21 protein-coding genes are annotated in these 22551 nt (G+C 50.8%); 11 read left to right on the forward strand and 10 right to left on the reverse strand.

Annotated features, from left to right (window positions below; translation table 11 throughout):
• Window positions 1-3: 3 nt before the first annotated feature.
• Genes BEN74_RS06395 through BEN74_RS06410 form a run of 4 tightly spaced genes read right to left on the reverse strand, consistent with a single transcriptional unit; the run spans window position 4 to window position 3562 of the window.
• Window positions 4-1209 (reverse strand): efflux RND transporter periplasmic adaptor subunit, encoded by a 1206-nt coding sequence (locus tag BEN74_RS06395; RefSeq protein WP_068908726.1) that lies wholly within the window; start codon window positions 1207-1209, stop codon window positions 4-6.
• Between the two features lie 9 nt (window positions 1210-1218).
• Window positions 1219-1572, reverse strand: coding sequence for a DUF3325 domain-containing protein (locus BEN74_RS06400; protein ID WP_068908724.1), 354 nt, complete (start codon window positions 1570-1572; stop codon window positions 1219-1221).
• Window positions 1569-3254, reverse strand: a complete 1686-nt coding sequence (locus BEN74_RS06405) for a PepSY-associated TM helix domain-containing protein (RefSeq protein WP_068908721.1) — start codon at window positions 3252-3254, stop codon at window positions 1569-1571. The genes BEN74_RS06400 and BEN74_RS06405 overlap by 4 nt, the downstream gene beginning before the upstream one ends.
• Window positions 3251-3562 carry a hypothetical protein gene (locus tag BEN74_RS06410; protein ID WP_068908719.1) on the reverse strand — a complete coding sequence of 104 codons (312 nt, stop codon included), beginning with the start codon at window positions 3560-3562 and terminating at the stop codon, window positions 3251-3253. Before BEN74_RS06410 ends, BEN74_RS06405 begins: the two co-directional genes overlap by 4 nt.
• Before the next feature lie 212 nt (window positions 3563-3774).
• On the opposite strand from BEN74_RS06410, the gene BEN74_RS06415 reads away from it, so the two are divergent.
• From BEN74_RS06415 to BEN74_RS06440, 6 genes are all read left to right on the forward strand, one after another.
• Window positions 3775-4284, forward strand: a complete 510-nt coding sequence (locus BEN74_RS06415; RefSeq protein WP_068908717.1) for a sigma-70 family RNA polymerase sigma factor — start codon at window positions 3775-3777, stop codon at window positions 4282-4284.
• Window positions 4285-4310: 26 nt separating this feature from the next.
• The gene (locus tag BEN74_RS06420) at window positions 4311-5267 is read left to right on the forward strand and encodes a FecR family protein (RefSeq protein WP_068908714.1); all 957 of its coding nucleotides are present in this window, start codon (window positions 4311-4313) and stop codon (window positions 5265-5267) included.
• A gap of 214 nt (window positions 5268-5481) precedes the next feature.
• Window positions 5482-7980, forward strand: a complete 2499-nt coding sequence (locus BEN74_RS06425) for a TonB-dependent siderophore receptor (protein WP_068908712.1) — start codon at window positions 5482-5484, stop codon at window positions 7978-7980.
• Between the two features lie 274 nt (window positions 7981-8254).
• Window positions 8255-8842, forward strand: a complete 588-nt coding sequence (locus BEN74_RS06430; RefSeq protein WP_068908710.1) for a 5-formyltetrahydrofolate cyclo-ligase — start codon at window positions 8255-8257, stop codon at window positions 8840-8842.
• A gap of 146 nt (window positions 8843-8988) precedes the next feature.
• Window positions 8989-11415: an endopeptidase La gene (lon, locus tag BEN74_RS06435; RefSeq protein ID WP_068908707.1), complete on the forward strand. Its 2427-nt coding sequence runs from the start codon at window positions 8989-8991 to the stop codon at window positions 11413-11415.
• Window positions 11416-11491: 76 nt separating this feature from the next.
• Window positions 11492-12460: a hypothetical protein gene (locus BEN74_RS06440; protein WP_068908705.1), complete on the forward strand. Its 969-nt coding sequence runs from the start codon at window positions 11492-11494 to the stop codon at window positions 12458-12460.
• 402 nt (window positions 12461-12862) lie between these two features.
• Here the strand turns inward: BEN74_RS06440 and BEN74_RS06445 are convergent, their stop codons facing one another.
• Window positions 12863-13804: a M28 family peptidase gene (locus BEN74_RS06445; protein WP_086374343.1), complete on the reverse strand. Its 942-nt coding sequence runs from the start codon at window positions 13802-13804 to the stop codon at window positions 12863-12865.
• Window positions 13805-13959: 155 nt separating this feature from the next.
• Between BEN74_RS06445 and rlmH the strand changes: the two genes are divergently transcribed.
• The 3 genes from rlmH (at window position 13960) to BEN74_RS06460 (ending at window position 16271) form a co-directional block, all read left to right on the forward strand.
• Window positions 13960-14442: a 23S rRNA (pseudouridine(1915)-N(3))-methyltransferase RlmH gene (gene rlmH / locus BEN74_RS06450; RefSeq protein WP_068908700.1), complete on the forward strand. Its 483-nt coding sequence runs from the start codon at window positions 13960-13962 to the stop codon at window positions 14440-14442.
• Window positions 14443-14556: 114 nt separating this feature from the next.
• The gene (locus BEN74_RS06455; protein WP_068908698.1) at window positions 14557-15333 is read left to right on the forward strand and encodes a DODA-type extradiol aromatic ring-opening family dioxygenase; all 777 of its coding nucleotides are present in this window, start codon (window positions 14557-14559) and stop codon (window positions 15331-15333) included.
• 170 nt (window positions 15334-15503) lie between these two features.
• On the forward strand, window positions 15504-16271 hold the full coding sequence (locus BEN74_RS06460; protein ID WP_068908696.1) for an META and DUF4377 domain-containing protein: 768 nt from the start codon (window positions 15504-15506) through the stop codon (window positions 16269-16271).
• 87 nt (window positions 16272-16358) lie between these two features.
• Here the strand turns inward: BEN74_RS06460 and gdhA are convergent, their stop codons facing one another.
• Window positions 16359-17702: an NADP-specific glutamate dehydrogenase gene (gene gdhA, locus BEN74_RS06465; RefSeq protein ID WP_068908693.1), complete on the reverse strand. Its 1344-nt coding sequence runs from the start codon at window positions 17700-17702 to the stop codon at window positions 16359-16361.
• Window positions 17703-18038: 336 nt separating this feature from the next.
• Between gdhA and BEN74_RS06470 the strand changes: the two genes are divergently transcribed.
• Together BEN74_RS06470 and nth are read left to right on the forward strand one after the other, a co-directional pair.
• On the forward strand, window positions 18039-18833 hold the full coding sequence (locus tag BEN74_RS06470) for an RnfABCDGE type electron transport complex subunit B (protein WP_068908766.1): 795 nt from the start codon (window positions 18039-18041) through the stop codon (window positions 18831-18833).
• Between the two features lie 2 nt (window positions 18834-18835).
• Window positions 18836-19525, forward strand: coding sequence for an endonuclease III (gene nth / locus BEN74_RS06475; RefSeq protein ID WP_068908769.1), 690 nt, complete (start codon window positions 18836-18838; stop codon window positions 19523-19525).
• 72 nt (window positions 19526-19597) lie between these two features.
• Here nth and BEN74_RS06480 read toward each other — a convergent pair whose 3' ends face one another.
• The 4 genes from BEN74_RS06480 to BEN74_RS06495 all read right to left on the reverse strand — a co-directional run bounded on the left by BEN74_RS06480 (window position 19598) and on the right by BEN74_RS06495 (window position 22545).
• Window positions 19598-19825: a hypothetical protein gene (locus BEN74_RS06480; RefSeq protein WP_068908691.1), complete on the reverse strand. Its 228-nt coding sequence runs from the start codon at window positions 19823-19825 to the stop codon at window positions 19598-19600.
• Between the two features lie 81 nt (window positions 19826-19906).
• A complete protein-coding gene (gene adk, locus BEN74_RS06485) occupies window positions 19907-20566 on the reverse strand; it encodes an adenylate kinase (protein WP_068908688.1) in 660 nt (219 codons plus the stop codon).
• 78 nt (window positions 20567-20644) lie between these two features.
• The gene (locus tag BEN74_RS06490; RefSeq protein WP_068908686.1) at window positions 20645-21961 is read right to left on the reverse strand and encodes a hypothetical protein; all 1317 of its coding nucleotides are present in this window, start codon (window positions 21959-21961) and stop codon (window positions 20645-20647) included.
• A gap of 65 nt (window positions 21962-22026) precedes the next feature.
• Window positions 22027-22545 carry a hypothetical protein gene (locus BEN74_RS06495; RefSeq protein ID WP_068908764.1) on the reverse strand — a complete coding sequence of 173 codons (519 nt, stop codon included), beginning with the start codon at window positions 22543-22545 and terminating at the stop codon, window positions 22027-22029.
• Window positions 22546-22551 lie beyond the last annotated feature (6 nt).

A 22551-nucleotide genomic window follows, 5' to 3' on the forward strand; every position in this document is an offset into this window, starting at 1 on the left:
GCTTTATCCAGCAGCTAGCGGAGTTGAAGCAGCTTGCAGATTTTCCTGCACAATTTGCACCTCCTGCCCATCCGACAGCCGGTCGATGCCTTCTAAAACCACGCGCTCGGTGCCATTCAGTCCAGCTAAAATTTCAGTTTGCCCCTGCGAAGTCACGCCCAGCTTCAGCATGCGCATTTCAGCTTTATTTTGAGTATTGATCACATAGACATAGGTGCCTTTTGCGCCATGCTGAATGGCATCATTCGGAATGCTGACCGCATTCTGAATGGTTTGGACATTCAGGCGGATATTGACAAACTGGTTCGGAAATAAAGCGTCATCGCGGTTATCAAATACCGCTTTTAATTTTAATGTCCCGGTATTGAGGTCAATTTGGTTATCTAAAGCCTGCACCTGTCCTAAAGCCAATTGCTTTTGTTCGGCTTTGTCCCATGCGCTGACTTGCGCTTTCTGCCCTTTGCCGGCTGCTGCGCGCAAGGTGTCTAAATAATTTTCCGCAACCACGAACTGCACATAAATCGGATGAACCTGCGTCACGGTGACTAAGCCAGCCTGTTCATTGGCCTGAATTAAATTGCCGGCATCCTTTTGCTTAAATCCAGCTCGCCCTGCAATAGGGGAATAAATTTTGGTATAAGACAATTGCAGTTTCGCGGCATCCACTTGCGCCTGATTGGCCTGAATTTGCCCTTTCAACTGATTCACCAAAGCCTGCTGCTGCTCCACCTGCTGTTTGGCAATCGAGTCCTGCTTAAATAGCAATTGATAGCGCGCCAGCTCAGTTTCGGCATTGCGCAGCTGCGCCAAATTTTGCTGCTGCGTGCCTTGCGCCTGAGCCAGTTCTACCTGAAAAGGCGCAGGATCTATTTGCGCCAGCAGCTGACCTTTGGCAACCAAATGGCCTTCCTGAAAATAAATGCGCTGCAGTACGCCTGAAACCTGACTCTGAACATTCACCGTATGCGCAGGAATAACCGTGCCAATCGCTTTCAGTTCAACGCTTAAATCACGGCGCTCAACCGCAACGACTCGCACAGGAACCGGCTTGCTCCATTGGCTGAACTCTTCCACGGGCTTGGAGGATGCAGCTGCCCAATACCCATAGCCTGCGCCCATAGCCAGAATAAGAATTAATCCGGTTAAATATTTAAATTTAGGGGCAAGAGGCTTTTTTTGGCGGTTTAAATTTTCAGTTAGATCACTCATCAACAACGCTTACCCATATATTCGAAAAAATTGCAGCCCAAGCGCCAGACACAGCAAGACTGCAGAAAAATGTAAATTCAGCCGGGGCCGGTAAGACTGAATAAAAACGATGCAGCCTGCGGCCGCAGCGGCAATGCCGAAGTAGGCCGTCATACCGACCGCCCAGCCCCATGCCGAAATGCCGGCGCACAGCGCAAGCAGCAGGCCGCACCAGCCCAAGCCAGAGCTGAGCTTGGACAATCTGGAAGAAAGCGCGCGGTTCAGGACGGATTTGGCATTGCGCTCCATGGACAGGTTCAATGCGAACATGCCCAAATAGCAGAGCGCGCAGGCGGTTAAAATATTGACTGCATCAAGGCTCATGGCAGCTCCTCACTGGCCTGAACCGCAGCAGCCTGAGCCTGTTTTGGCGGGCGCTTGGCTTTGGCTGCCGGTTTTTTCAAAATCGCTTCACGCTTCAGCCAGACCTTGTAGGCAGCCCAAGCCAGCACACCGCCCAAAAACAGAAAGCCAAGGTCAATGCTGGCCAGCACATAATCCTGATGCGCCAGCGAAGCCGCCAAATGCCGTTCTGTGGTCAGCACATTCAGCAGCGGCAGCAGCAGATAAGCCAGAGAGGCAGCGCTCAGAATTTCCAGCCAAGCGCGCGCAATTGGCCTGTACAGCGCATACAGAAAACTCAGCGCCAAGGTGATGTATAAACTGTGGATTTCCCAAGCTGCCCGGTCAGCCAGATCTGCCGGAATTAAGCGGTTGGCCCAAAAATACACTGCAATCGCTAAAGGCAGTCCCGCAATCATGGCAATATTCAAACGCTCCACCAGCGCATGGCCAAAGCTCATGCGTTCGGCTTTCAGCTGTTTCGGCCGGCGCTTTACCGTCCACAGCACCAGGCCGGTGGCAATCATCGCCGTACCCAGCAGCCCGCTCATGACGTACAGCATCCGGATCAGCGGTGAGGCAAAAGAGCCTTCATGCAGCCCCAGCACAGCCAAGGCAAACTGCATCGGCGCTTTGTCCTGATTAGACGAATTGTCAGTAATTTTTTTCCCGTTGGATAAATCAAAACTCAGCGAAGTGCGCTGTCTGGAAATGTTGTCATGGCTGACTTTATAGAACTCCGCTTTGGCAGGCTCACCGCCTTTGGCGGGATAGAAATTCACGCTGCCGATGCGCTGCGCTCCCCATTCCCGCTGCGCCTGCTGCAATAGCGGCTGAATTGGAACAAAATGCTGCGCGCTCTGCCCCATCGGCTGCGCTGTGGCTGATGCATCGGCGCCGAAGCCCGCGCCGGGATACAGTTCCTCATAGTAGCGCTCCGAATTTTTCTCGCCGAAACCATAAACCATCGGCACGCCGAACGGCATATAGGCATTGGCGAAGAAAATCAGCCCGCTGTAAGTGATCATCAGATAAAACGGTAAAGCGATCACGCTGATAACGTTGTGCGCATCCAGCCATGAACGCTGGCCTTTGGCGGGACGGAAAGTGAAAAAGTCCTTGAAAATCTTTTTATGGGTGATGATGCCGGAAATAAGCGCCGCAAACATCAGCATGGTGCAAATCCCGACGATGCGGATGGCCCAGTCATAAGGCAGGTAATGCAGGGCATAATGCATGCGGTACAGCGCATCGCCGCCGCCCGTTTCCCGCGGCGTGAGCTGCTGCGCCGGCGGCTGCCCGCTGTTCACATCCAGAACCTGCGTGCGGTATTCACCGTAACGCTGGCCTTCCTGCGCCGGCAGCGACCAGTTCACTGAGAATTCATCCCAGCCCCGCGCATCTGACAGCAGATTGATGCCCCAGCGCTCAGCCTGCTGCGCTTCCGGCTGCTGCTGCAGATAGGCATAGGCTTTGCCCAATTGATCTGCTTCCGCTGGAACGGCCGCAGCCTGCATGGCCCTTTCCGGCTGCATCCAGCGCGTCAGTTCAATCTGCACATAGCCTGCTGTTCCTGTTAAAAATACAAAGAACAGTATCCAGCCGACCACCAAACCAGTCCAGGTATGCAGCCAAGCCATACATTGGCGGAAGCCTTCCTTCATAGTGTTCCCCACGGCTTCAGCAATACCGCCAGCAGGCCTAGGCCCGCAATGCAGCCTAAAGTCAGGCAAAATCCATGAAAAACGCTTTTAATGCTGAATATCACCAGAATAAAAACCAGCCACACCACAAAGCTCAGCTGCAGCCCGGCATATACCGCAAGCGCCAGCTGCTCTGGAAACATCAGGCCAACCACCGGCACGGTTAAATTGGCAATGCAAAAACCGCCCAAGGAGGCAAGCAAAATACGCAGCAGCACCCTGAAACGGTAACCCTGCTGGTCATTAAATTGGGAAATTGAAGGCTTCATTCGTCTATTCACTGCTTACTCGCAGATCCTTTAGCGGGCATTTATGACTAAGACGGATGAAACGCAAAAACAGCTCAATATTTAATGCTGCAGTTTGTAACATTAAATATTGCATTTAATAATGATTATCATTAATATTAAGTTTTACTTAAGATGCGCTCATATCTCCCCCCGGATTTGAGGCTTTCTGCTGTCCGCCTTCAGGCTTTTCTATGAATTTGAATGTACAAAAGCAGTTATGGTTCGGCCATATCTATCAAAGCCACCAAAGCGCTTTACTGTCCTGGTTTAAGCATAAACTCCAGCACCATCATCAGTCTGAAGATTTAAGTCAGGAAGTGTTCTGCCGCGCCCTGAAAAGCGGCTACAACTATGAACAGATTAAAGAGCCGAAAGCCTGGCTGCTGGGCATCGCCAAGCATGTGATGATTGACCACTGGCGCCATCAGCAAATCGAGCGCCTGTATTTAGAGGCTTTGTCGCATCTGCCCAAAGAATTTCATCCGTCGGCGGAACATGAAATCTGCATCCGGGAAACCCTGCATCAGGTGCATCAGGTGCTGGAAAAGCTGCCGCAGCGGGCGACTCAGGTGTTCCTGCTGTCGCAGCTGGACGGCCTCACGTACCGCGCCATCAGCGAGCAGCTGAATATTTCTGAAGCTACGGTGAAAAGAGATATGAAACTGGCTTTCCTTGCCTGCATAAGCCTTTATAATGGCTAAAATTAAACCGCTTATTTCCAAGCTCTATGCCTGCCTCAGAAAAAATTGCTGAACACATCTTAGATCAGGCCGCCGACTGGCTGGTGACGCTGCATTCCGGCGAAGTGACCGATGAGCAGCGGCGGCAGTTTGAGCAATGGAAAAATGCCAAGCCTGAACATGCCCTGGCAATTCAGCAGGCGGGGCAATTAACCGCAGGAATTTCCGCGCTGCCCCCCAATTTCCAGCCCAGCGCATTTGCAGATTCAAAGCGGAAATTCAATTCCCTGCTGCAGAAAAACCTGCTGTTCAGCCTGTGCGGGCTGCTGGCCGCTGGCTTGGCTGTCTATTGCCTGCCATGGCATAAATGGCAGGCGGACTATCAAACCGGCATCGGGGAAGTCAGAAGCTATGCCCTGCAGGACGGCTCCAAACTGATTTTAGCCAGCGGCAGCTATGCCAATGTGCGCTTTACAGAAAGCCTGCGGGAAGTTGAGCTGATTGAAGGCGAAGTCTATATTGAAACCGCCAAAGATCAGCGCAAGCGCCCTTTTTTTGTAGAAACGCAATACGGCAGCCTGGAAGCACTCGGCACGCAGTTTACGGTGCTTCAGGATGATGAAAGCAGAGCCAAAGTAAATGTGTATCAGCATGCGGTGGCCATCCATCCGCGCCATCAGGCACAAAGCCAGATTATCCATCAGGGTCACCGCGCGGTTTTTGACAGCAGCCGCATTTCCAAGCCGATAGCGCTGACAAATCAGCGCCCGTACTGGACGCAGCATTTGCTGGTTGCGGAAAACTGGCCGCTGAAAAAAGTGCTGCATGAACTGTACCGCTATCAGAAAGGCACTTATATGCTGGATAAGGATCTTCAGGATATTCCAGTTTCCGGAGTCTTTTCGCTGTCAGACATACCGCAAAGCCTAGAGGCCTTGACGTTCAGCCATCAGCTACAGCTCAGCTACTACAGCCCCTACCTGCTTCAGGTACATAAAAAATAAACGCAGGCAGTTTGAATCATAAGCCGGCGCTGAAAATCCGCGCCGCATTTTAAGCACAGATAAATTCCAGCCGCGCCAAAGCCCTGCCCGCAATTTGACGCGGCTTATTCTCCGCATAATCCAAAGCACAAAAGCAAAAAAAACAGATAAAAAAGTGAGCTTTTTTTGACGGCCGCACGACCTATACAGAAATAACGCTCATATGAGAAAGCTCATGAAGGAATACCGAACAAAACACGCTTTGGCAATTGCCGTCCGGGCGGCGCTTTGCGGGCTGCCGCTGGCCGCCGTCAGCTTAACGCCAGCTTCCGTTTTCGCCGCCTCCGGCGCGCACAGCATTTCCATTGCAAAAAGCCCGCTCGATCAGGCGCTTAAACAGCTGGCAATTCAGACAGGCGCCACCATCAGCTATGACGCCAAGGCATTGTCCAAAGCTTCCAGCGCAGGCTTAAGCGGCAGCTATTCGGCCGAACAGGCCTTATCCCTGCTGCTGCAGCCTCATCCGCTGAAGGCGGTAAAGCTGGCCAATGGCGGATACAGCATTCAGCCGCAAGCCGCAGCGGCCGGCAGCCAAACGCAAATGGTGACGCTGGAAACCATCCACACGCAAGTTCAAAAGCCAGCGGGCAGCGCGAACTCCGGCGCTCCGTCGGATGCAGTTCAATTGCCGACAATCTCTGTCACTGCAGCAGCGCAGCAGCAGGTGCATGTCGGAAAAACCGCGCAGAACTTAAAAGACGTGCCGCAGTCTGTTACCGTCATCTCGCGCGAGCGCATGGACCAGCAGGGCCTGAAAACGCTGGATGATGTCATGCAGCAGACCACAGGCGTTACCCGGGAACAGCAGTGGCTGAATAACAACTATACTTCGCGCGGCTTAGCCATTAAAAACATCCGCTACGACGGCGGCGGAGTCTCCGATATTCAGGACCGGAATAACAGCGCAGACATGGCGCAGTATGAGACGGTGGAACTGCTGCGCGGCGCCGACGGCCTCTTTGGCGCCGGTGAAGCCGGAGGGGTAATCAACCTCAGCCATAAGCGCCCGCAGGCGGATACGGCGTATCAAGCCACGCTGTCGGCAGGCAGCTGGAATAACTACCGGGCTGAACTGGACGCAACCGGCGCCTTGAACGCCAGTCAGACCATTCAGGGGCGCGCAGCTGCCGTGCTTCAGGATCAGGACTTTTTCTACAAGCCGACGCATAACCGCCGTGAAATGCTGTATGGCGCGCTGAATTTTGACTTAACTCCGCAAACCCGCCTGTTTACAGGCGCCAGTTACCAAAAAGACCGAACCGAGGCCTTCAATGCCAGCCTGCCCCGCTGGCAGGATGGCGCAGATATCGGCTTTTCCCGCAGCACCACAATGGGCGCGCCGTGGAGCTGGATGGAAAGGGAAAATATTGCTGTTTTTTCCAACCTTGAGCATGAGCTGAATGAGCAGTGGAAGACCCGCTTAAACTTGCGCTATAACATGGGGGATGACGGCATTAACGGCGCGGAAATGGAAGATGCCGTCAACTACCAGACCTTGGAATCTACATGGTGGCGCTATCAGGATGACACCGGATTTAAAGAATTTACTGCAGATGCCAATGTGCAGGGAAGCTTTGACTGGCTGGGGCAGCAGCATGAACTGATTCTTGGCCTGGATTCAAAATACAATAGCAAAGATTATAAGCAAAATTGGATTGTGTACGGCAAAGGCAATGCCTTTAACCCTGCGCCGCCGCCTGAGTGGGATTATCCGCCAAGCTCGTGGGCAACAAACAGCACCAATAAAAGCACTACGGCAGCCGGCTACGGTTCTTTAAAGCTTAAGCCTGCAGATAAACTTGCAGTGATTTTGGGCGGGCGCTACGCTTTAAAAGATGAAACTGAAATACAGAACCATAATACAGGCAGTACAAACACCTATAAGGAAGCTAAAAAATTTACGCCTTATTATGGCTTAACTTATGACCTGTTTGCCAATACTGCAATTTACGGCAGCTTCGCAGAAATTCATACGCCGCAAGGCAAATATCTGGAAACCCTGACCGGGCCGTCATTAAAGCCCGTTGAAGGCAGCAATCTGGAATTCGGCATAAAAACTGAATTAGCGCCGAACCTGCTGGCTTCTTTGGCGTATTTTAAAATTAAAAAAGACCATGAAGCGGTAAGTTTAGGCTGGCAGTCCATGGCCAACAGCAACTCATGGTGCTGCTATGTTGCAGCCGGAAGCAAGCGCAGTGAAGGCTTTGACGTTGAATTGAACGGCTTGATTACCGACAGCTGGAATATCGCAGTCGGCTATACATTCAATGAAAATGAAGACCGCCGGAAGAATGATGCGCAGTTCAGCACCTTAACGCCAAAGCATTTGCTGAAAATATGGACAGATTACAAATTTTCAGAATTTCTTGAAGGCTTAAGCGTTGGCGGCGGGGTTAATGCGCAGAGCAAAAGCTTCCAGTCCGGAAGGGTGCCAACCTACGACCCTGTGACCAATCAATACGGCAGCCCTATGGTTGCTTATGAGTTTGCGCAGGACGCCTATGCGGTCTGGTCATTGCGGACGGCATATGAAATCAGCCCGAACCTGAACATTGCTTTAAATGTTAATAATATATTTGATAAGAAATATTACAGCACGATTGGCACCTCAGGCTACGGCAACTTCTATGGCGAGCCGAGAAGCTTCCTGCTCACACTGAAAGCGCAGTACTAAAAGAGCCGTACTGAAAATTCACCTCAGCCATATCCATGCATATGGCTGGCTGGGCGCAGCTTCAGTTTTTCAAGCCATGCTTTCAGGCTGCGGCGCCGCTTTCAGGCATCATGCAGATCCGCTTCAATGCATGAACCGCAAATCCGCCGCCTCAAAGCCTGCCTGCAGATTGCAGCCTCTGGCCGCCGCAGCACAGTTAAATCTTCAATGCGCCCTTTGCAGCGCGCATGCAAAAGGCTAGACTGTAGCGAAATTTTTAAACGCCTCACGCCGCATGCCATACGATTTGAACCCGCTGAGAAAAACCCTCCGGCAGCAGCGCCGCGCGCTGAATGAGTTCCAGCAAAGGCAGGCCGGGCAAGCCATCCTCAAGCGCTTAATCCGCATTCCCGAATTTCAGCAGGCCGGCAAAATCGGCGTTTACCTGCACGCCTTTGGCGAAGTCCATACGCAGAAAATCATGCAGTACTGCTTTGCCCGCAGCAAAGCGGTCTATCTGCCCATGATCTGCAGCATGAACCAGCGCCTGGTCTGGGTACGCATTTCACAGCATCAGTACCGCAGCCGGCGCTTCGCGCGCCATCCGCTGGGCATGAAAGAACCGGTGCAGGCGCGCGGCCTGCATGTTTCAAAACTGGATCTGCTGATTATGCCGCTCCTGGCCTGCGACATTTACGGCACCCGCATCGGCATGGGCGGCGGCTTTTATGACAAAACCCTCGCTTCAGCGCCGGGCAAGCCTGTCCGGCTGGGCCTTGCGCATGATTTTCAGTGCATGCCGCAGGCCTTGCCGCGCGAAGCCTGGGACCAGCCGCTGGACGCCCTGCTGACGCCGCGCGGCTTTTTGCGCTTTAAGCGCTGAATTGATCATTTTGACAGTTAATATTATTTTAAAATCACATATTTACTCATTTTTAATACAATTTGTTTTGCCCTGCCCTTGTATTTTTTGAAATACCCATCACTATAAAAACATGGCAACACCGTTGTCACTCATTAGGAGTGCCCATGTCTGAAATTATTATGAATGAAGAAACCTTAGAGCCTCAGGTTCCAAGCGTATTACCGCTTTTAGCGCTGCGTGATGTGGTGGTTTATCCGCACATGCAGATTGCGCTATTCGTAGGCCGTGAAAAATCGATCAATGCAGTTGACGTGGCTCGTAACAGTGACAATCTCGTATTTGTAGTTGCACAAAAAGATTCGCTTACAGAAGAAATTGATCACGACAATTTATATCAATACGGTACTGTCGCGAAGATTGTGCAAGTTGTGAATCACGAAAATGATGAAAACTGCATTAAAGTATTAATCGAAGGCTTGCACCGCTCCAAGCTGGTTGAAATCATCGACAATGATGATTACCTGTCTGCGGAGCATGCCTTAAGCCCAATGACGGTTGCGGTCAAAAGCGAGGCTCAGGAAGCCCGCATTGAAGAGCTGCGCACCATGTTTGCGCAGTATGCGGAAGCCAAACTGCGCAATGCGCGCGAACTGATTGCTGCTGCCAACAAAATTGATGACCTGCTGCAGCTGCTGTTCTTTGTTGCGACACGCGTGCCGCTGAACATTGACATTAAGCAGAAATTCCTTGAGCACGATGCGTTTGAAGCGCATTTGCAGGAGCTGATGACTTATCTGCTGCAGCAGTCTGAAGAACAGCAGATTGAACAGACGCTGCATGATTCCGTAAAGCGCCAAATGGAAAAGAATCAGCGCGAATACTTCCTCAATGAAAAGATGAAGGTGATTCAGCGCGAGCTGTCCGACATGAATGGCGGCGCGGAAGACGACGTGGCGGAAATTGAAAAACGCCTCGCCGAAGCCGATCTGCCTGAACATGTGCGCAAAAAAGCTGAAGCGGAGTTCCGCAAGCTGAAAGCCATGCAGCCTGCATCCAGTGAAGCTGCCGTGGTGCGCAACTATTTAGAGGTAATCTTAGATACGCCTTGGAATAAAGCCAGCAAAGTCAGCATCAACCTGAGCAAAGCGCAGGAAATTCTGGATGCCGACCATTACGGCCTGGATGACGTCAAAGACCGCATTGTGGAATACCTTGCCGTGCAGTCACGGGTGAAAAAGCTTAAAGGCCCAATCCTTTGCTTAGTCGGCCCTCCGGGCGTGGGTAAAACCTCGCTGGGCGAGTCGGTTGCCAAAGCCACAGGCCGCGAGTTTGTGCGCATGGCGCTGGGCGGCGTGCGCGACGAAGCGGAAATCCGCGGCCACCGCCGCACTTATATTGGCGCGATGCCGGGTAAAATCGTGCAGTCGCTGACCAAAGTCGGCGTAAAAAACCCGCTGTTCCTGCTCGATGAAATCGACAAGATGGCGCAGGACTACCGCGGCGATCCGGCTTCGGCGCTGCTGGAAGTGCTGGACCCGTCGCAGAACAGCAAGTTTAACGATCACTATTTAGATCTTGATCTTGACCTGTCTGAAGTGATGTTCATCTGTACCGCCAACAGCATGAATATTCCGGAAGCGCTGCTTGACCGCATGGAAGTCATCCGCCTGCCGGGCTATACCGAAGATGAGAAGATCAACATCGCTGAACGCTACCTTGTTCCGAAAGCAATCAAGAACAACGGCTTGCGCGCAAAAGAGCTGACCATTCATGAAGAGGCGATCCGCGACATCGTGCAGCGCTATACCCGCGAAGCCGGCGTGCGCAGCCTTGAGCGTGAAGTGTCTAAAATTGCCCGCAAAGTGGTGAAGGAAGCGGTCAGCAAAAAGGCCAAAAACCTGCAGCTGGACGTAACCTCCGCCAACCTTCCGGACTATTTAGGCCCGCATAAATTTGACTTCGGCATGGCCGAAGAAGAAGCGCAGGTTGGCCGCGTAAACGGCTTGGCGTGGACTTCGGTAGGCGGTGAACTGCTGACCGTTGAAGTGGCAGCCGTCAAAGGCAAAGGCAAATTCATTACCACCGGCTCGCTGGGCGATGTAATGAAGGAATCCATTACCGCAGCCATGACGGTAGTGCGCACCCGCGCAGATGCATTGGGCATTGAAGCTTCGCGTTTTGAAGAAACCGATGTGCATGTGCACTTGCCTGAAGGCGCGACGCCGAAAGACGGCCCGTCTGCCGGCTTGGCGCTGACTACGGCCCTTGTTTCAGCCTTCACAGGCATTGCAATCCGCCCGGATATCGCCATGACCGGTGAAACCAGCCTCGGCGGCCGCGCAATGCGCATCGGCGGTTTGAAAGAGAAGCTTTTAGCTGCTCACCGCGGCGGCATCAAGCTGGTGTTCATTCCTCAGGACAACGTCCGCGACCTTGCGGAAATTCCTGAAAACGTGAAGGAAGGCCTGGAAATTAAAGCGGTGAAAAGCATCGATGAGATTCTGCCGCTGGCTTTAGTCGACATGCCTAAGCCGCTGCCGAAAGCGCCGATTGTGAAAGCGCCGGGCGAAGCTAAAGCCGCCCGCCACTAATCATCCAGCGTTTAAAAAACAGCCCTGTTTCGACAGGGCTGTTTCTATTTAGAAGTTATAAGAGCAGGAGAGTTTTTTGGCTATTTATAAAGCAGAAGATAATCAATTCAAAGAGCTTGAGCACACCAAGCTTGAAACCGAAAAAATTTATGAAGTAAAAGATTTACAAACATACTTAGCAAATTCAATTCAAATTATCGGGGATGATTTGTTAGTCATAGCCACTGAGTTCAGTGACTGGGAAGACAGCAAACGAAGCATTGACATCCTTTGTATTGATAAAGATGCAAACCTTGTTGTGATTGAAATCAAGCGTTCCAATGAAGGCCATATGGAGCTGCAGGCTATACGTTACGCTGCAATGATTGCAAATATGACATTTGACCGGGCTATTTCAACTTTTCAGACCTACTTGGAAAAGCATTCAAAAGAACTCGATGCTAAAAAAGAGCTTCTCACATTTCTTGAATGGACTGAAATAGATGAAGACGACTTCGCTAAAGATGTAAAAATAATCCTTGTCGCCGCAAATTTTTCTATCGAGATTACCACCTCAATTCTATGGCTTAATGAGCGGGATTTAGACATTAAATGTGTAAAACTTAATCTGCAAAAAGATAAAGGCAATATTTATTATGATATTCAGCAGTTGATACCCTTGCCCCAATCTGCAGATTATTTAGTCCGTTTAAAAGAAAAAGTGGCTGAAGAACGTGCGCAAAAAAGAAAAAATCGTAAAGAATCTGTTATTGCTCAATTATTTAATACTGAGAAATTAGCTATTGGTCAAAGGGTTGTTTTTAAACCATTACAAGATGCTTACCCTGAAATACAAAACAAGGATGTCAGCGCCAGCATTGTAAAAATAGGGACAAATTGTTTAAAAATGGATGATGAAGAGCAGTTATATTCGTTCAGCAAGCTCAGAAAATTTTTAATTGACAAATATTCATTATCTGGACTGAATCCAGATTGGGGATTTAACTTACAGCATGAATGGATCAATGAACAAGGTCTGACTTTAGCTGAGCTACTGAAAAAGTAAGCTTAAAATTCTATCGTGTTTGCTCTTTATACGTTCATTGAAAAGTTACAGTTAGCTCTCATTATCTTATAAATAGCGTAATAACAGCCCTGTTTCAACAGGGCTGTTTTTTATCCGCCATGCAAAAACCGGCAGCCCAATCAGCCTGCGGCTCACCGCAAATTTCCGATTAAATCAATTAAAATCATAAAATTGTACTAAACCCATTGCCTTAGATTTAAGCATTTTTACAAATCTCACTTGAAAATAAGCAAAATTAACGCCATATATAATGTTAGATGCATATGCGCTGTATGTTTCTTTTGAGTACTGAACCAAGTACTAAAATGGTCATCTGCATCTCCAGGCAGGTGATCTTTTATCGCAGTCCAAAGGCTTTCCGGGCTGCGTTTTTTATGCATGTCATTCGCTCAGAATCGTATTCACCAAGCCATTCACCACTTGCGCCATTTTTCCGGTGTCCAGTCCGGCCAGCGTGTCCTGCTCGCTGTGATAATTCCTGTTCCGGTAAGATCCGGTATCGGTAATCATAATTGCCGGCAGGCCGAACTCCCAGTAACTGAGATGGTCTGAAAAATCCATATGCTGCACAAAGGACGGGGAAATCAAGCGCTCGCACTGCAGCAGATTTAAGCTTTTCATCGCGCTGCAGTAGCCTGCGGTCAATTCGCGCGACTGCAGATTGCCGACCGCAGCGATAAAATTGCCGTGGCTTGGATAGAACCATTTCAGCCCGGCAGGATACTGCTGCACAAAATTTTGATCAAAATAGCCGATCATCTCCAGAATATAGATGCCCTGAATATTATCGCCCAGCTTCTCAATGGATTTGGCATGCACATAGCTGCCCATATCTTCAGTGTGGGAAAACGGCGGCTCTTCCAGCGTGTAGAAAACAAAATCCACGCTTTTTTTCAGGCGGGCTTTTTCCGCGGCTAAAAGCCGCGCCGTTTCAATTACGCCCGCTACGCCGGAAGCATTGTCATCCGCGCCCGGGCTTTGCTCAAACACATCATAATGCGCGCCGACAATCACCTTGCCGGCATGCGCGGTTTTCAGCGAACAGACCACGTTGCGGTAGGCTTCATCATTGACCTTGTAATTCTGATACTGGCAGGGAATGCCGAACAGGCGCATCTGCTCGCGGATCCATGCCGATACGCGGTTCAGTTCCTGCGCATTTTTAAAATTCCGGTAAGACCCGTCGCCAATGATCTGCTCCATATACACGGTTAAATGCTTCGGTTCCGCAGCTTTCGGCATGCTGGCCTGCGCATGCAGGGCCGCCAGCAGAGCCATGCAGCCGAATAAGCACAGCTGCAAACTTTTTTTAATTATATGCATCATTGCTGTTCTTCCGTCCATTCCGCAAGCATCCGCTGCCCTGCTGAATATTAAAACAGCAACAACTGTGACAATTCAATTGCAAATTGTTCCGGCGCTTAGCAAAGCGCCGTTTCACCGCTATAATAAGGCCTTTCCATTGCTTGCAGCCTGTTATGAAAATCCGGATTCTGACCATCGGTCAAAAAATGCCTGCATGGGTGCTGACGGGCTTTGAAGATTATTTCAAGCGCATCCAGCCCTTTGTGCAAACGCAGATTATTGAGCTGCCGATGGCGAAGCGCGGCAAAAATGATTCCGAAGCGGATATTCTGAAATACCGCCAAATTGAAGGCGACAGCATTTTAAGCGCGGTCAAGCAGAACGAGGTGCTGATTGCGCTGGAAGTCGGCGGCCGTGAATTCAGCACCGAAAAGCTGGCCGAAACCATGAAAGGCTGGATGCTGGAAGGCAATGATGTGGTTCTGGCGATTGGCGGCCCGGACGGCCATTCAGAAGCCGTGCGCAAAGCGGCGGCCTGGCACTGGTCACTGTCCAAGCTGACCCTGCCGCATCCGATGGTGCGGGTGATGCTGATTGAGCAGCTGTACCGCGCCATGAGCATCAACCACAATCATCCCTATCACCGCGCAGGCTGAGCATCCGGAGCGGCGGCGTTGCGTTTGCGCAACAGTCTGTTGTGCTAAGCGCTGTTTATCTCCGCGGCCTTTTTGGCCAAAATCATTTCAGCACAGTTAATCAGGCGGACCGCAATGAACCTGCACACCCTCCCCGGCTTATATATTTCCCACGGCTCACCCATGCTTGCGCTGAATCCGGAGCAGGTCGGGCCGGCGCTGCAGCGCCTCGGCCTGAATCTGCCCAAGCCGGCAGCCATTATTGTGATGTCCGCGCATTGGGAAAGCCGTGATCTGGAGGTCAGCACCGGCGCGCGCCCTGAAACTTGGCATGATTTCCGCGGCTTTCCGGAAGAACTGTATGATATCCGCTATCCGGCTCCGGGAAACCCTGAATTAGCGGAAAATATGCTGCATTTGCTGGCCGAAGCCGGCTTTGCCGCGCATGCCAACAGCACCCGCCCGCGCGACCATGGCGTGTGGATGCCGCTGCTGCATATGTATCCGCAGGCGGATATTCCTGTGGTGGAAATTTCCCTGCCGATGAGCCTGTCCGCGCAGGAAATTTACAGAATCGGCCAGACCCTGGCGCCGCTGCGCGAGCAGCAGATTCTGCTGATCGGTTCAGGCAGCATCACCCATAATCTGCGTGAACTGGCCTGGGACAGCCAGTCCGCCGCTGTGCCCGAATGGGCTTCTGAATTCCGCAACTATGTGGTCAGCAGGCTCAGCCACAGCAATTATGATGCGGTGCTGGACTGGCAAAGCATTCCGCATGTGCAGCGCAATCATCCGACTCTGGAGCATTTTGCGCCGCTGTTCTTTGCCATGGGCGCAGGCCACCGCTTCAATATTGTGCACAGCAGCTTCAGCATGGGCTCACTCGGCATGGATATTTACCGCTTCGACTAATGCATAAGAAATACTTATAAATTAACAAATAAATACTTATATATACATTCTGATACGCAAAGAATCAGAATGTATCCATTTTTTTCAAAGCTGAATCGGTTATTCTAAATCTTGTTATTGAAATCAGTTATTTAATTTTTTATTTAAATTAAAAGCATGTTGGGCAAACCATGAACTTAAAATTTTTAGCAATTGCGCTTTTTCCTTTCGCCCTCGCGGCCTGCCAATCGGGTGACATCCAAAAAGCCGGAGATTTAGCCGTGTCCGTACTGCAGCAGCAAAACGCCGACAAGACTTTAGCTTCCTATCAATGGAGCGCCAATACTGCAGATGCGCCGAAGCCTTTAGTCTTGAATTTTGACGCAGCAGGCCGCCTAAGCATTGCAACCAGCTGCAATGGCATGGGCACCAGCTGGAAAGTTGAGAATAACCAGATTGTTACCGGCAACCTGATGGCAACGCAAATGGCCTGCGCGCCAAACGCTATGGCGCAGGAAGGCGTAGCTTCAAACCTGTTCAGCAGCCGCAAAGCGCCATTCATGCTTAATTTGAATGATCCTGAGCAGCCGACGCTGACCGTAATTGCCGCCAATGGCGAAAAAGTCGTCTTTACTGGAAAAATGACGCCGGAAGCGAAATACGGCACGCAGGCTGAAACCATCTTCTTAGAAATTTCTCCTGAAACCAAGCCATGCACAGGCGTTGCGCCGCAAACCTGCCTGCAGGTGCGTGAAATCAAATATGCGGAAAACGGCGTAAAAACTCAGGCCGACAAAGACTGGACCTTCTTCTATGGCGGCATTGAAGGCTTCAAGCATAATCCGAAAGAACGCCAAATTGTGCGCATTAAGCGCTACGAGCTGAAAAATCCGCCGGCTGACCATTCTAAATACGTTTATATTCAAGACATGATTATTGAGCGTGAAACTGTTAAATAACAGCGGGTTCAAATAAAAAAACCGATGCCTGCGCATCGGTTTTCTATTTCTTTGCTTCTTTACGTCTTTTGCAAAGAAGCGCGGCGCTTAGTAAACGCCTTGCGAGCGCATAGCGTCAGCGACTTTAACAAAGCCGGCAATGTTCGCGCCGTTGACGTAGTTTACCGTGCCGTCTTCCTGCGTGCCGTATTTCACGCAGTTGCGGTGAATTTCTTTCATGATCGCATGCAGGCGCTCATCCACTTCTTCAAAAGTCCAGCCTAAACGCAAAGCATTCTGGGACATTTCAAGGCCCGAAGTGGCGACACCGCCGGCATTTGACGCTTTGCCCGGCGCATACAGAATTTTCGCTTCAACGAATTTTTCTACAGCATCCAATGTAGAAGGCATATTTGCGCCTTCAGCTACACAGATCACGCCATTTGCCAGCAGCGCTTCGGCATCCGCCTGATCCAGCTCATTTTGCGTTGCGCATGGCAGCGCGATATCGCATTTGATTGACCAAGGGCGCTGGCCTTCCAGATATTCAAAGCCATGTTTAGATGCAAACTCAGAAATACGGCCACGCTTGACGTTTTTCAATTCCATTACTTCAGCCAGCAAGGCATCGGTAAAACCGTCTTTTACATATACCGTGCCCGCAGAGTCAGACAGCGAAACCACTTTCGCGCCTAAATACATCGCTTTTTCAGCGGCGTACTGTGCCACGTTGCCTGAACCTGAAATAGTTACAGTTTTGCCTTTGAAGCAGTCGCCGCGGGTTTTCAGCATTTCTTCAGCAAAATACACCGTGCCGTAGCCTGTCGCTTCAGGGCGGGCCAATGAGCCGCCGAAGCTCAGGCCCTTGCCTGTGAACACGCAAGAAGTGTCATTGCTGAGCTTCTTCATCATGCCCGCCATATAGCCGACTTCGCGGCCGCCGACGCCAATATCGCCCGCAGGGATATCGGTATTTGAACCGAGGTAGCGGTACAGCTCAATCATCAGGGCTTGGCAGAAGCGCATGATTTCACCTTCAGACTTGCCCTTAGGGTCAAAGTCTGAACCGCCTTTGCCGCCGCCCATAGGCAATGTAGTCAAAGCATTCTTGAAAGTCTGCTCAAAACCCAGGAATTTAAGAATTGAAAGGTTTACAGACGGGTGGAAGCGCATGCCGCCTTTGAATGGCCCGATTGCCGAGTTGTACTGTACACGGAATGCACGGTTGACTTGAACCTGGCCTTGGTCATCGACCCAAGAAACGCGGAACTGAATGGCGCGTTCAGGCTCGACTAAGCGCTCAAGCAGGCCGTGGTCGGCATATTCAGGGTGCTTTTCAATGAATGGCCACAGGCTGGTCATGACTTCTTCAACAGCTTGAAGAAACTCTGGTTGATGTGCATCACGTGTTTTAACGTAATTTAAAAACTCATTAAGGCTGTTATATTTCAACTCTTAATCCTCAGCAGAAAGATGAATCAAAATTGGTCAAATTTTAAATCGATGATAAATTTTGGCGCAAAACATTAAATATCTTTTGCCCGCAATCCACAATACCTTTTTCAAAATACTTTAATTTTATATTAAGAACATATATTTAAATATATTTTACATGATCATAGTTTATCAATGAATAAACTTTTAGGCATGAATGGACTGGCATTTTATGTTCAAAAATAACGCACAAACAGCCCTAAATTTGCGCACAGCGCGGCGGGCTAAAACATGCTAAAATTCATTTCCCCCCGCTACCGCCCTGTTCCGCCTGCCCAGCATTTCCGGTTATTCATGAATTCTCAAATTTCCCTCATCCAAAAAATTGACGCCCTACTGCCGCAGACGCAATGCGGGCTTTGCGGGCACCGTGACGGCTGCCTGCCCTATGCAAAATCGATGGCCGAAGGTGAAGAAGCCAATAAATGCGTGCCGGGCGGCCAGCCGGTTGCAGACGCCTTAGCCGCCCTGCTGCAGCGCGCAGCCTTGCCTGCCGAACCAAGCGTGTGGCCCATTCAAGGCGACGGCCGGCCGCAGCGCATGAAGGCGGTGATCCGTGAAGATGAATGCATCGGCTGCACCAAATGCTTCAGCGCTTGCCCTGTCGATGCGATTATTGGCGCCGGCAAGCTGATGCATACCGTGCTGGCTGAGCTGTGCACCGGCTGCGAACTGTGCATTCCGCCCTGCCCGGTAGACTGCATTGACCTGGTGGAGGATGTGCAGGCCCTGCCGTCTGAGGCCGCCCGCCTGGCTGAGCAGAATGATTTGCGCGCGCGCTACTATGCGCATATTCAGCGTGAAGAGCAGCGCCGCATGCACCGCAAGGGGCCGGTGGTCCGCGCGGAGATTGACAGCGCATTATTCGCGCAGTTTTCCAGCCAGGACAGCAGCGTGCCTGAGATTGAAATTGCGGATCAGTCAGAAAAAATAGCGCCGGTGCAGGACGCCAAAACCGCGATTGAGCTGGCGAAGCTCCGCACGCAGGTTAAAAAGCTGGAAAAGCAGCTGAGTGTGCGTGATGATGCAAAAAAACGCGCGCTGCTGCAGGAACTGAGCCAGCAGCTGAATGCGCTGCAGGGAGCATGAATATGGCGGTGAAAAACATGACCAAAAAGCAGATTCAGACCTTCTTTGAACGCCTGCGCGCGCAGCGCCCGCATCCGGAAACTGAGCTGAATTTTTCCAGCCCTTTTGAGCTGCTGGTGGCTGTAACCCTGTCCGCGCAAGCCACCGACGTCAGCGTCAATAAAGCAACCGACAAGCTGTTTCCGGTGGCCAATACTCCTGAGGCGATTTATGCCCTGGGCGTTGACGGCCTGAAGGAATACATTAAAACCATCGGCCTGTACAATTCCAAAGCCGAAAATGTGATTAAAGCCTGCAGGATTTTAATTGAAAAGCACAATAGCCAAGTGCCGGATAACCGCGCAGATTTGGAAGCGCTTCCGGGCGTCGGGCGGAAAACCGCTAATGTGGTGCTGAATACCGCCTTCGGCCAGCCCGCCATGGCGGTTGATACCCATATTTTCCGCCTAGGCAACCGCACCGGCTTGGCTGTAGGAAAAAACGTGCTGGAAGTTGAGCAGCGCCTGATCAAGGTCATTCCTAAAGAATTTATCATTGATGCGCATCACTGGCTGATTCTGCACGGGCGCTACTGCTGCATTGCCCGCAAGCCGAAATGCGCTGAATGCGTGGTGTCGGATGTCTGCAACTGGCCGGACCGCTATGAATTTGGCGCCGCCCGCCCGATTCCAGTGAAAAATATAGAGGCTTAAAGCCTCCGCAGTTCATTGATCCGGCCCAATTGATCCAAATCAAATTGGCCGGCTTAGGATCTGAACATCCGCCTACTGCTCTGGCGGCGGATCTTTTTCCTCATCCGCCTGCCGGTTCTGTCCGCGCTGCTGCTCTTTCTGCAGCTTGGGATGCAGCTTATATTCAGGCGCAGGCTGGCTGCGGCGCTCAAGCAGCTCCTGCTGCTGCGTTTTTTTCAGCAGCTTATAGCTGAAATACAGCAAAGCCAGCAATGAGGCCGCGCACACCAGCAAAACTAAAATAATCGCAACCTGCTGCAAAGCCTTCTCCAGAAACAGCGCAATAAAAAAGAGCCCTAATATGACTTAGGACTCTTTGAAAGTCAAAACCCGCAAAAGGGATTATTTAGACTGGTCTAAAATAGCGAAAAGCTCTGCCTGAACCTGTTCAATTGGACGCAAGCCGTTCAATTTGTCATAAGTCGGCGCGTTTTCGCCAGAAGCTGCGCGGCCCTGATAGAAGCCGACCAGCTGTTCAGTTTCTGTATGGTATGAACCCAAACGCTTGCGGATGGTTGCTTCCTGATCGTCTGGACGCTGCACCAGGTCTTCGCCTGTTTCGTCATCTTTGCCTTCAACCTTAGGCGGGTTGTAAACAATGTGATATACGCGACCAGATGCCGGGTGCTGGCGGCGGCCGGAAAGGCGCTGCACGATTTCTTCATCCGGCACATCAATTTCAATCACGTGATCAATGCTGATGCCTTCATTTTCAAGCGCTTCAGCTTGAGGAATTGTGCGCGGGAAGCCGTCAAAAATGCAGCCATTGACGCAGTCCGGCTGCGCTATGCGCTCTTTCACCAAACCGATGATCAGCTCATCAGATACCAGGCCGCCATTGTCCATCACGCTTTTAGCTTGCAGGCCAAGTTCAGTTCCTTCACGAATTGCAGCACGGAGCATATCACCGGTTGAAATTTGCGGGACATTGTAGCGCTTACAGATCAACTGAGCTTGAGTGCCTTTGCCTGCTCCAGGTGGACCGAGTAAGATAATGCGCATAAAAAAACATCCTCATTTAAACATTGTATTTGACGCCTTGCTCATGTCAAAACATTCGACATATTCTTCAGCATCTAATTATAAGAAAGCCACAAACAAATGTATGGTGCCCGCAATAAAGCCCGTTACCCCGCCCAGTAAAATTAAAATCCATTCGTCTTCCTGAAATGCAGGACGTAATAAATTCTGAAACTCCTTCGGCGTCAGCTCGCGGATGCGGTCTCTGAACATTTGATAGATTTTCTGTGCACGGCTCGCATTGAACGCAGGGTCGCATACAGGCACCATCGTAATTTCAATTGAACGATCAATCAAGTCCGTCTTGAGTTTTGCGTATTCACGCGGGCCTAAAGACAGCTGCAAAGAAGTCCTGACCAGCGGAGTTTCCATAATTTCATTGATGTGGCGCTTGACAATGCGGCGGGTTTTGTCTTTTTTGCTGCCGTACATCATTTCAGTCATGATCGATTTCAGCGTAATCAGGTCTTCAGTAACCACGCTGGCAAAGACATCAGACACTTCTTCCTGGCGCTTCATGAATGCGCCCTGAATATTGTAGGTGCCGATGCGCGGAAGCACAGGCTTCAGCCAAGGGAACTTACGATTTTTTGTTAATTCAAAGAGTTGCGGGTATTTAACATAGTGCGGCTCAATCGGGTTGAAGACCATCCAGATCGCGATCCAGTTGGTTAAAAAGCCCCAGACCGATGCCCAGAACGGCACAGTCCAGTGCCAAGGCACCACAAACCAGACGATCATCTGGAAGATGCCGAAGAACATCCCGATCAGGGCGCTGATGTGCCAGATAAAGTTGATTTCCTTTTGCCCGACTTTCAAAAACATGCGCACCATTAAGCGGCGGTCGCCTTCCATCTGGCTGACCACCATTTCGCGCATATCGACAAGTGACTCGACGTTCATGGTCAGCTCAGTCACAAGTTCCCTTAAGATACCCGGCATCTGCTTATTGGCCTGCGCATAAATGCGGCGCTTGATGGAATAGGGCAAATTTTCCCACAGCACGGCATTGCGCTCGAGCATTACTTCATCAATCAGATGCTCCAGCTCGAAGCCGACCTGCTCGCCGATAATCCGCGCCATGTCTTCCGGGTCCATTGCTTCCAGAAACTCGCGCAGCGAGCCCAGCTTGGATAAGGTGTTGTCGGTGATAATGCCGGAAATGCGCCCGGCCTTGCGCGGCACAATGCCCTGCCAGCCCACAGGCAGCGGGCCAAGGTGGAAGCCCCAGAAGTTAATCGGGTAGAACACCATTTTCAGCGCCATCCAGACGTGCGCCCAAGTAACAAAAGCCGTAACAGGGATGATGCTGAGCACTGCCCAAAAATCCGGGCGGTTCAAAAAGGTTTGCCACAACTCATTGACGTACTCAAGCATGCATCTCTTCCATATTTAATTTTAATCGGGGGAAATATTGAATTATATAAAGCCGAATATTTTCACTACAAACCGATACTTAGAGTATAGGAGAATTGTAGCTTCGGTTCTGTATCTGCGACCGTCCGCCCATTTTGACCGGTCAGTTTTTCACCTGCGCCTATGCCGACGCTGAAGGTGCTGATCCGCTCCGGACTGAGCATCACATAAGCCAAATCAACACCGCCGCCTAAGCGGCTTTCATACTCTGTGCCGGTGTCTTTGCTTTCAATATGGCCGGCATAGGCGCCAAGGTAATAGCCATTTTTGTCCTTGCCGGTGAAATGCACCGGATAGCGGAAACCCAGCTGGCCGCCGAAGGTTTTATCGCCATTCAGGAAAGCGCCCGCTTTGGCATACGCAATGCCGTAGGGATTCACCCATTCAGCATTTAAATGAATCATTTTCTGGGTAAAACCCGCCCCTGCATACAGCGCTTTAACTGAACCGTCCGCCAATTTCGCTTCCGGCAAAAAGGCGCTGTCCTGCGCTGATGCGGCATTTGCAAGCAAAGCAAGCGCCAGCAAAGAAAAAACTTTGTTCATTATTTT

The organism is Acinetobacter sp. WCHAc010034, from assembly GCF_001696615.3.
Classification (GTDB): Bacteria; Pseudomonadota; Gammaproteobacteria; order Pseudomonadales; family Moraxellaceae; genus Acinetobacter.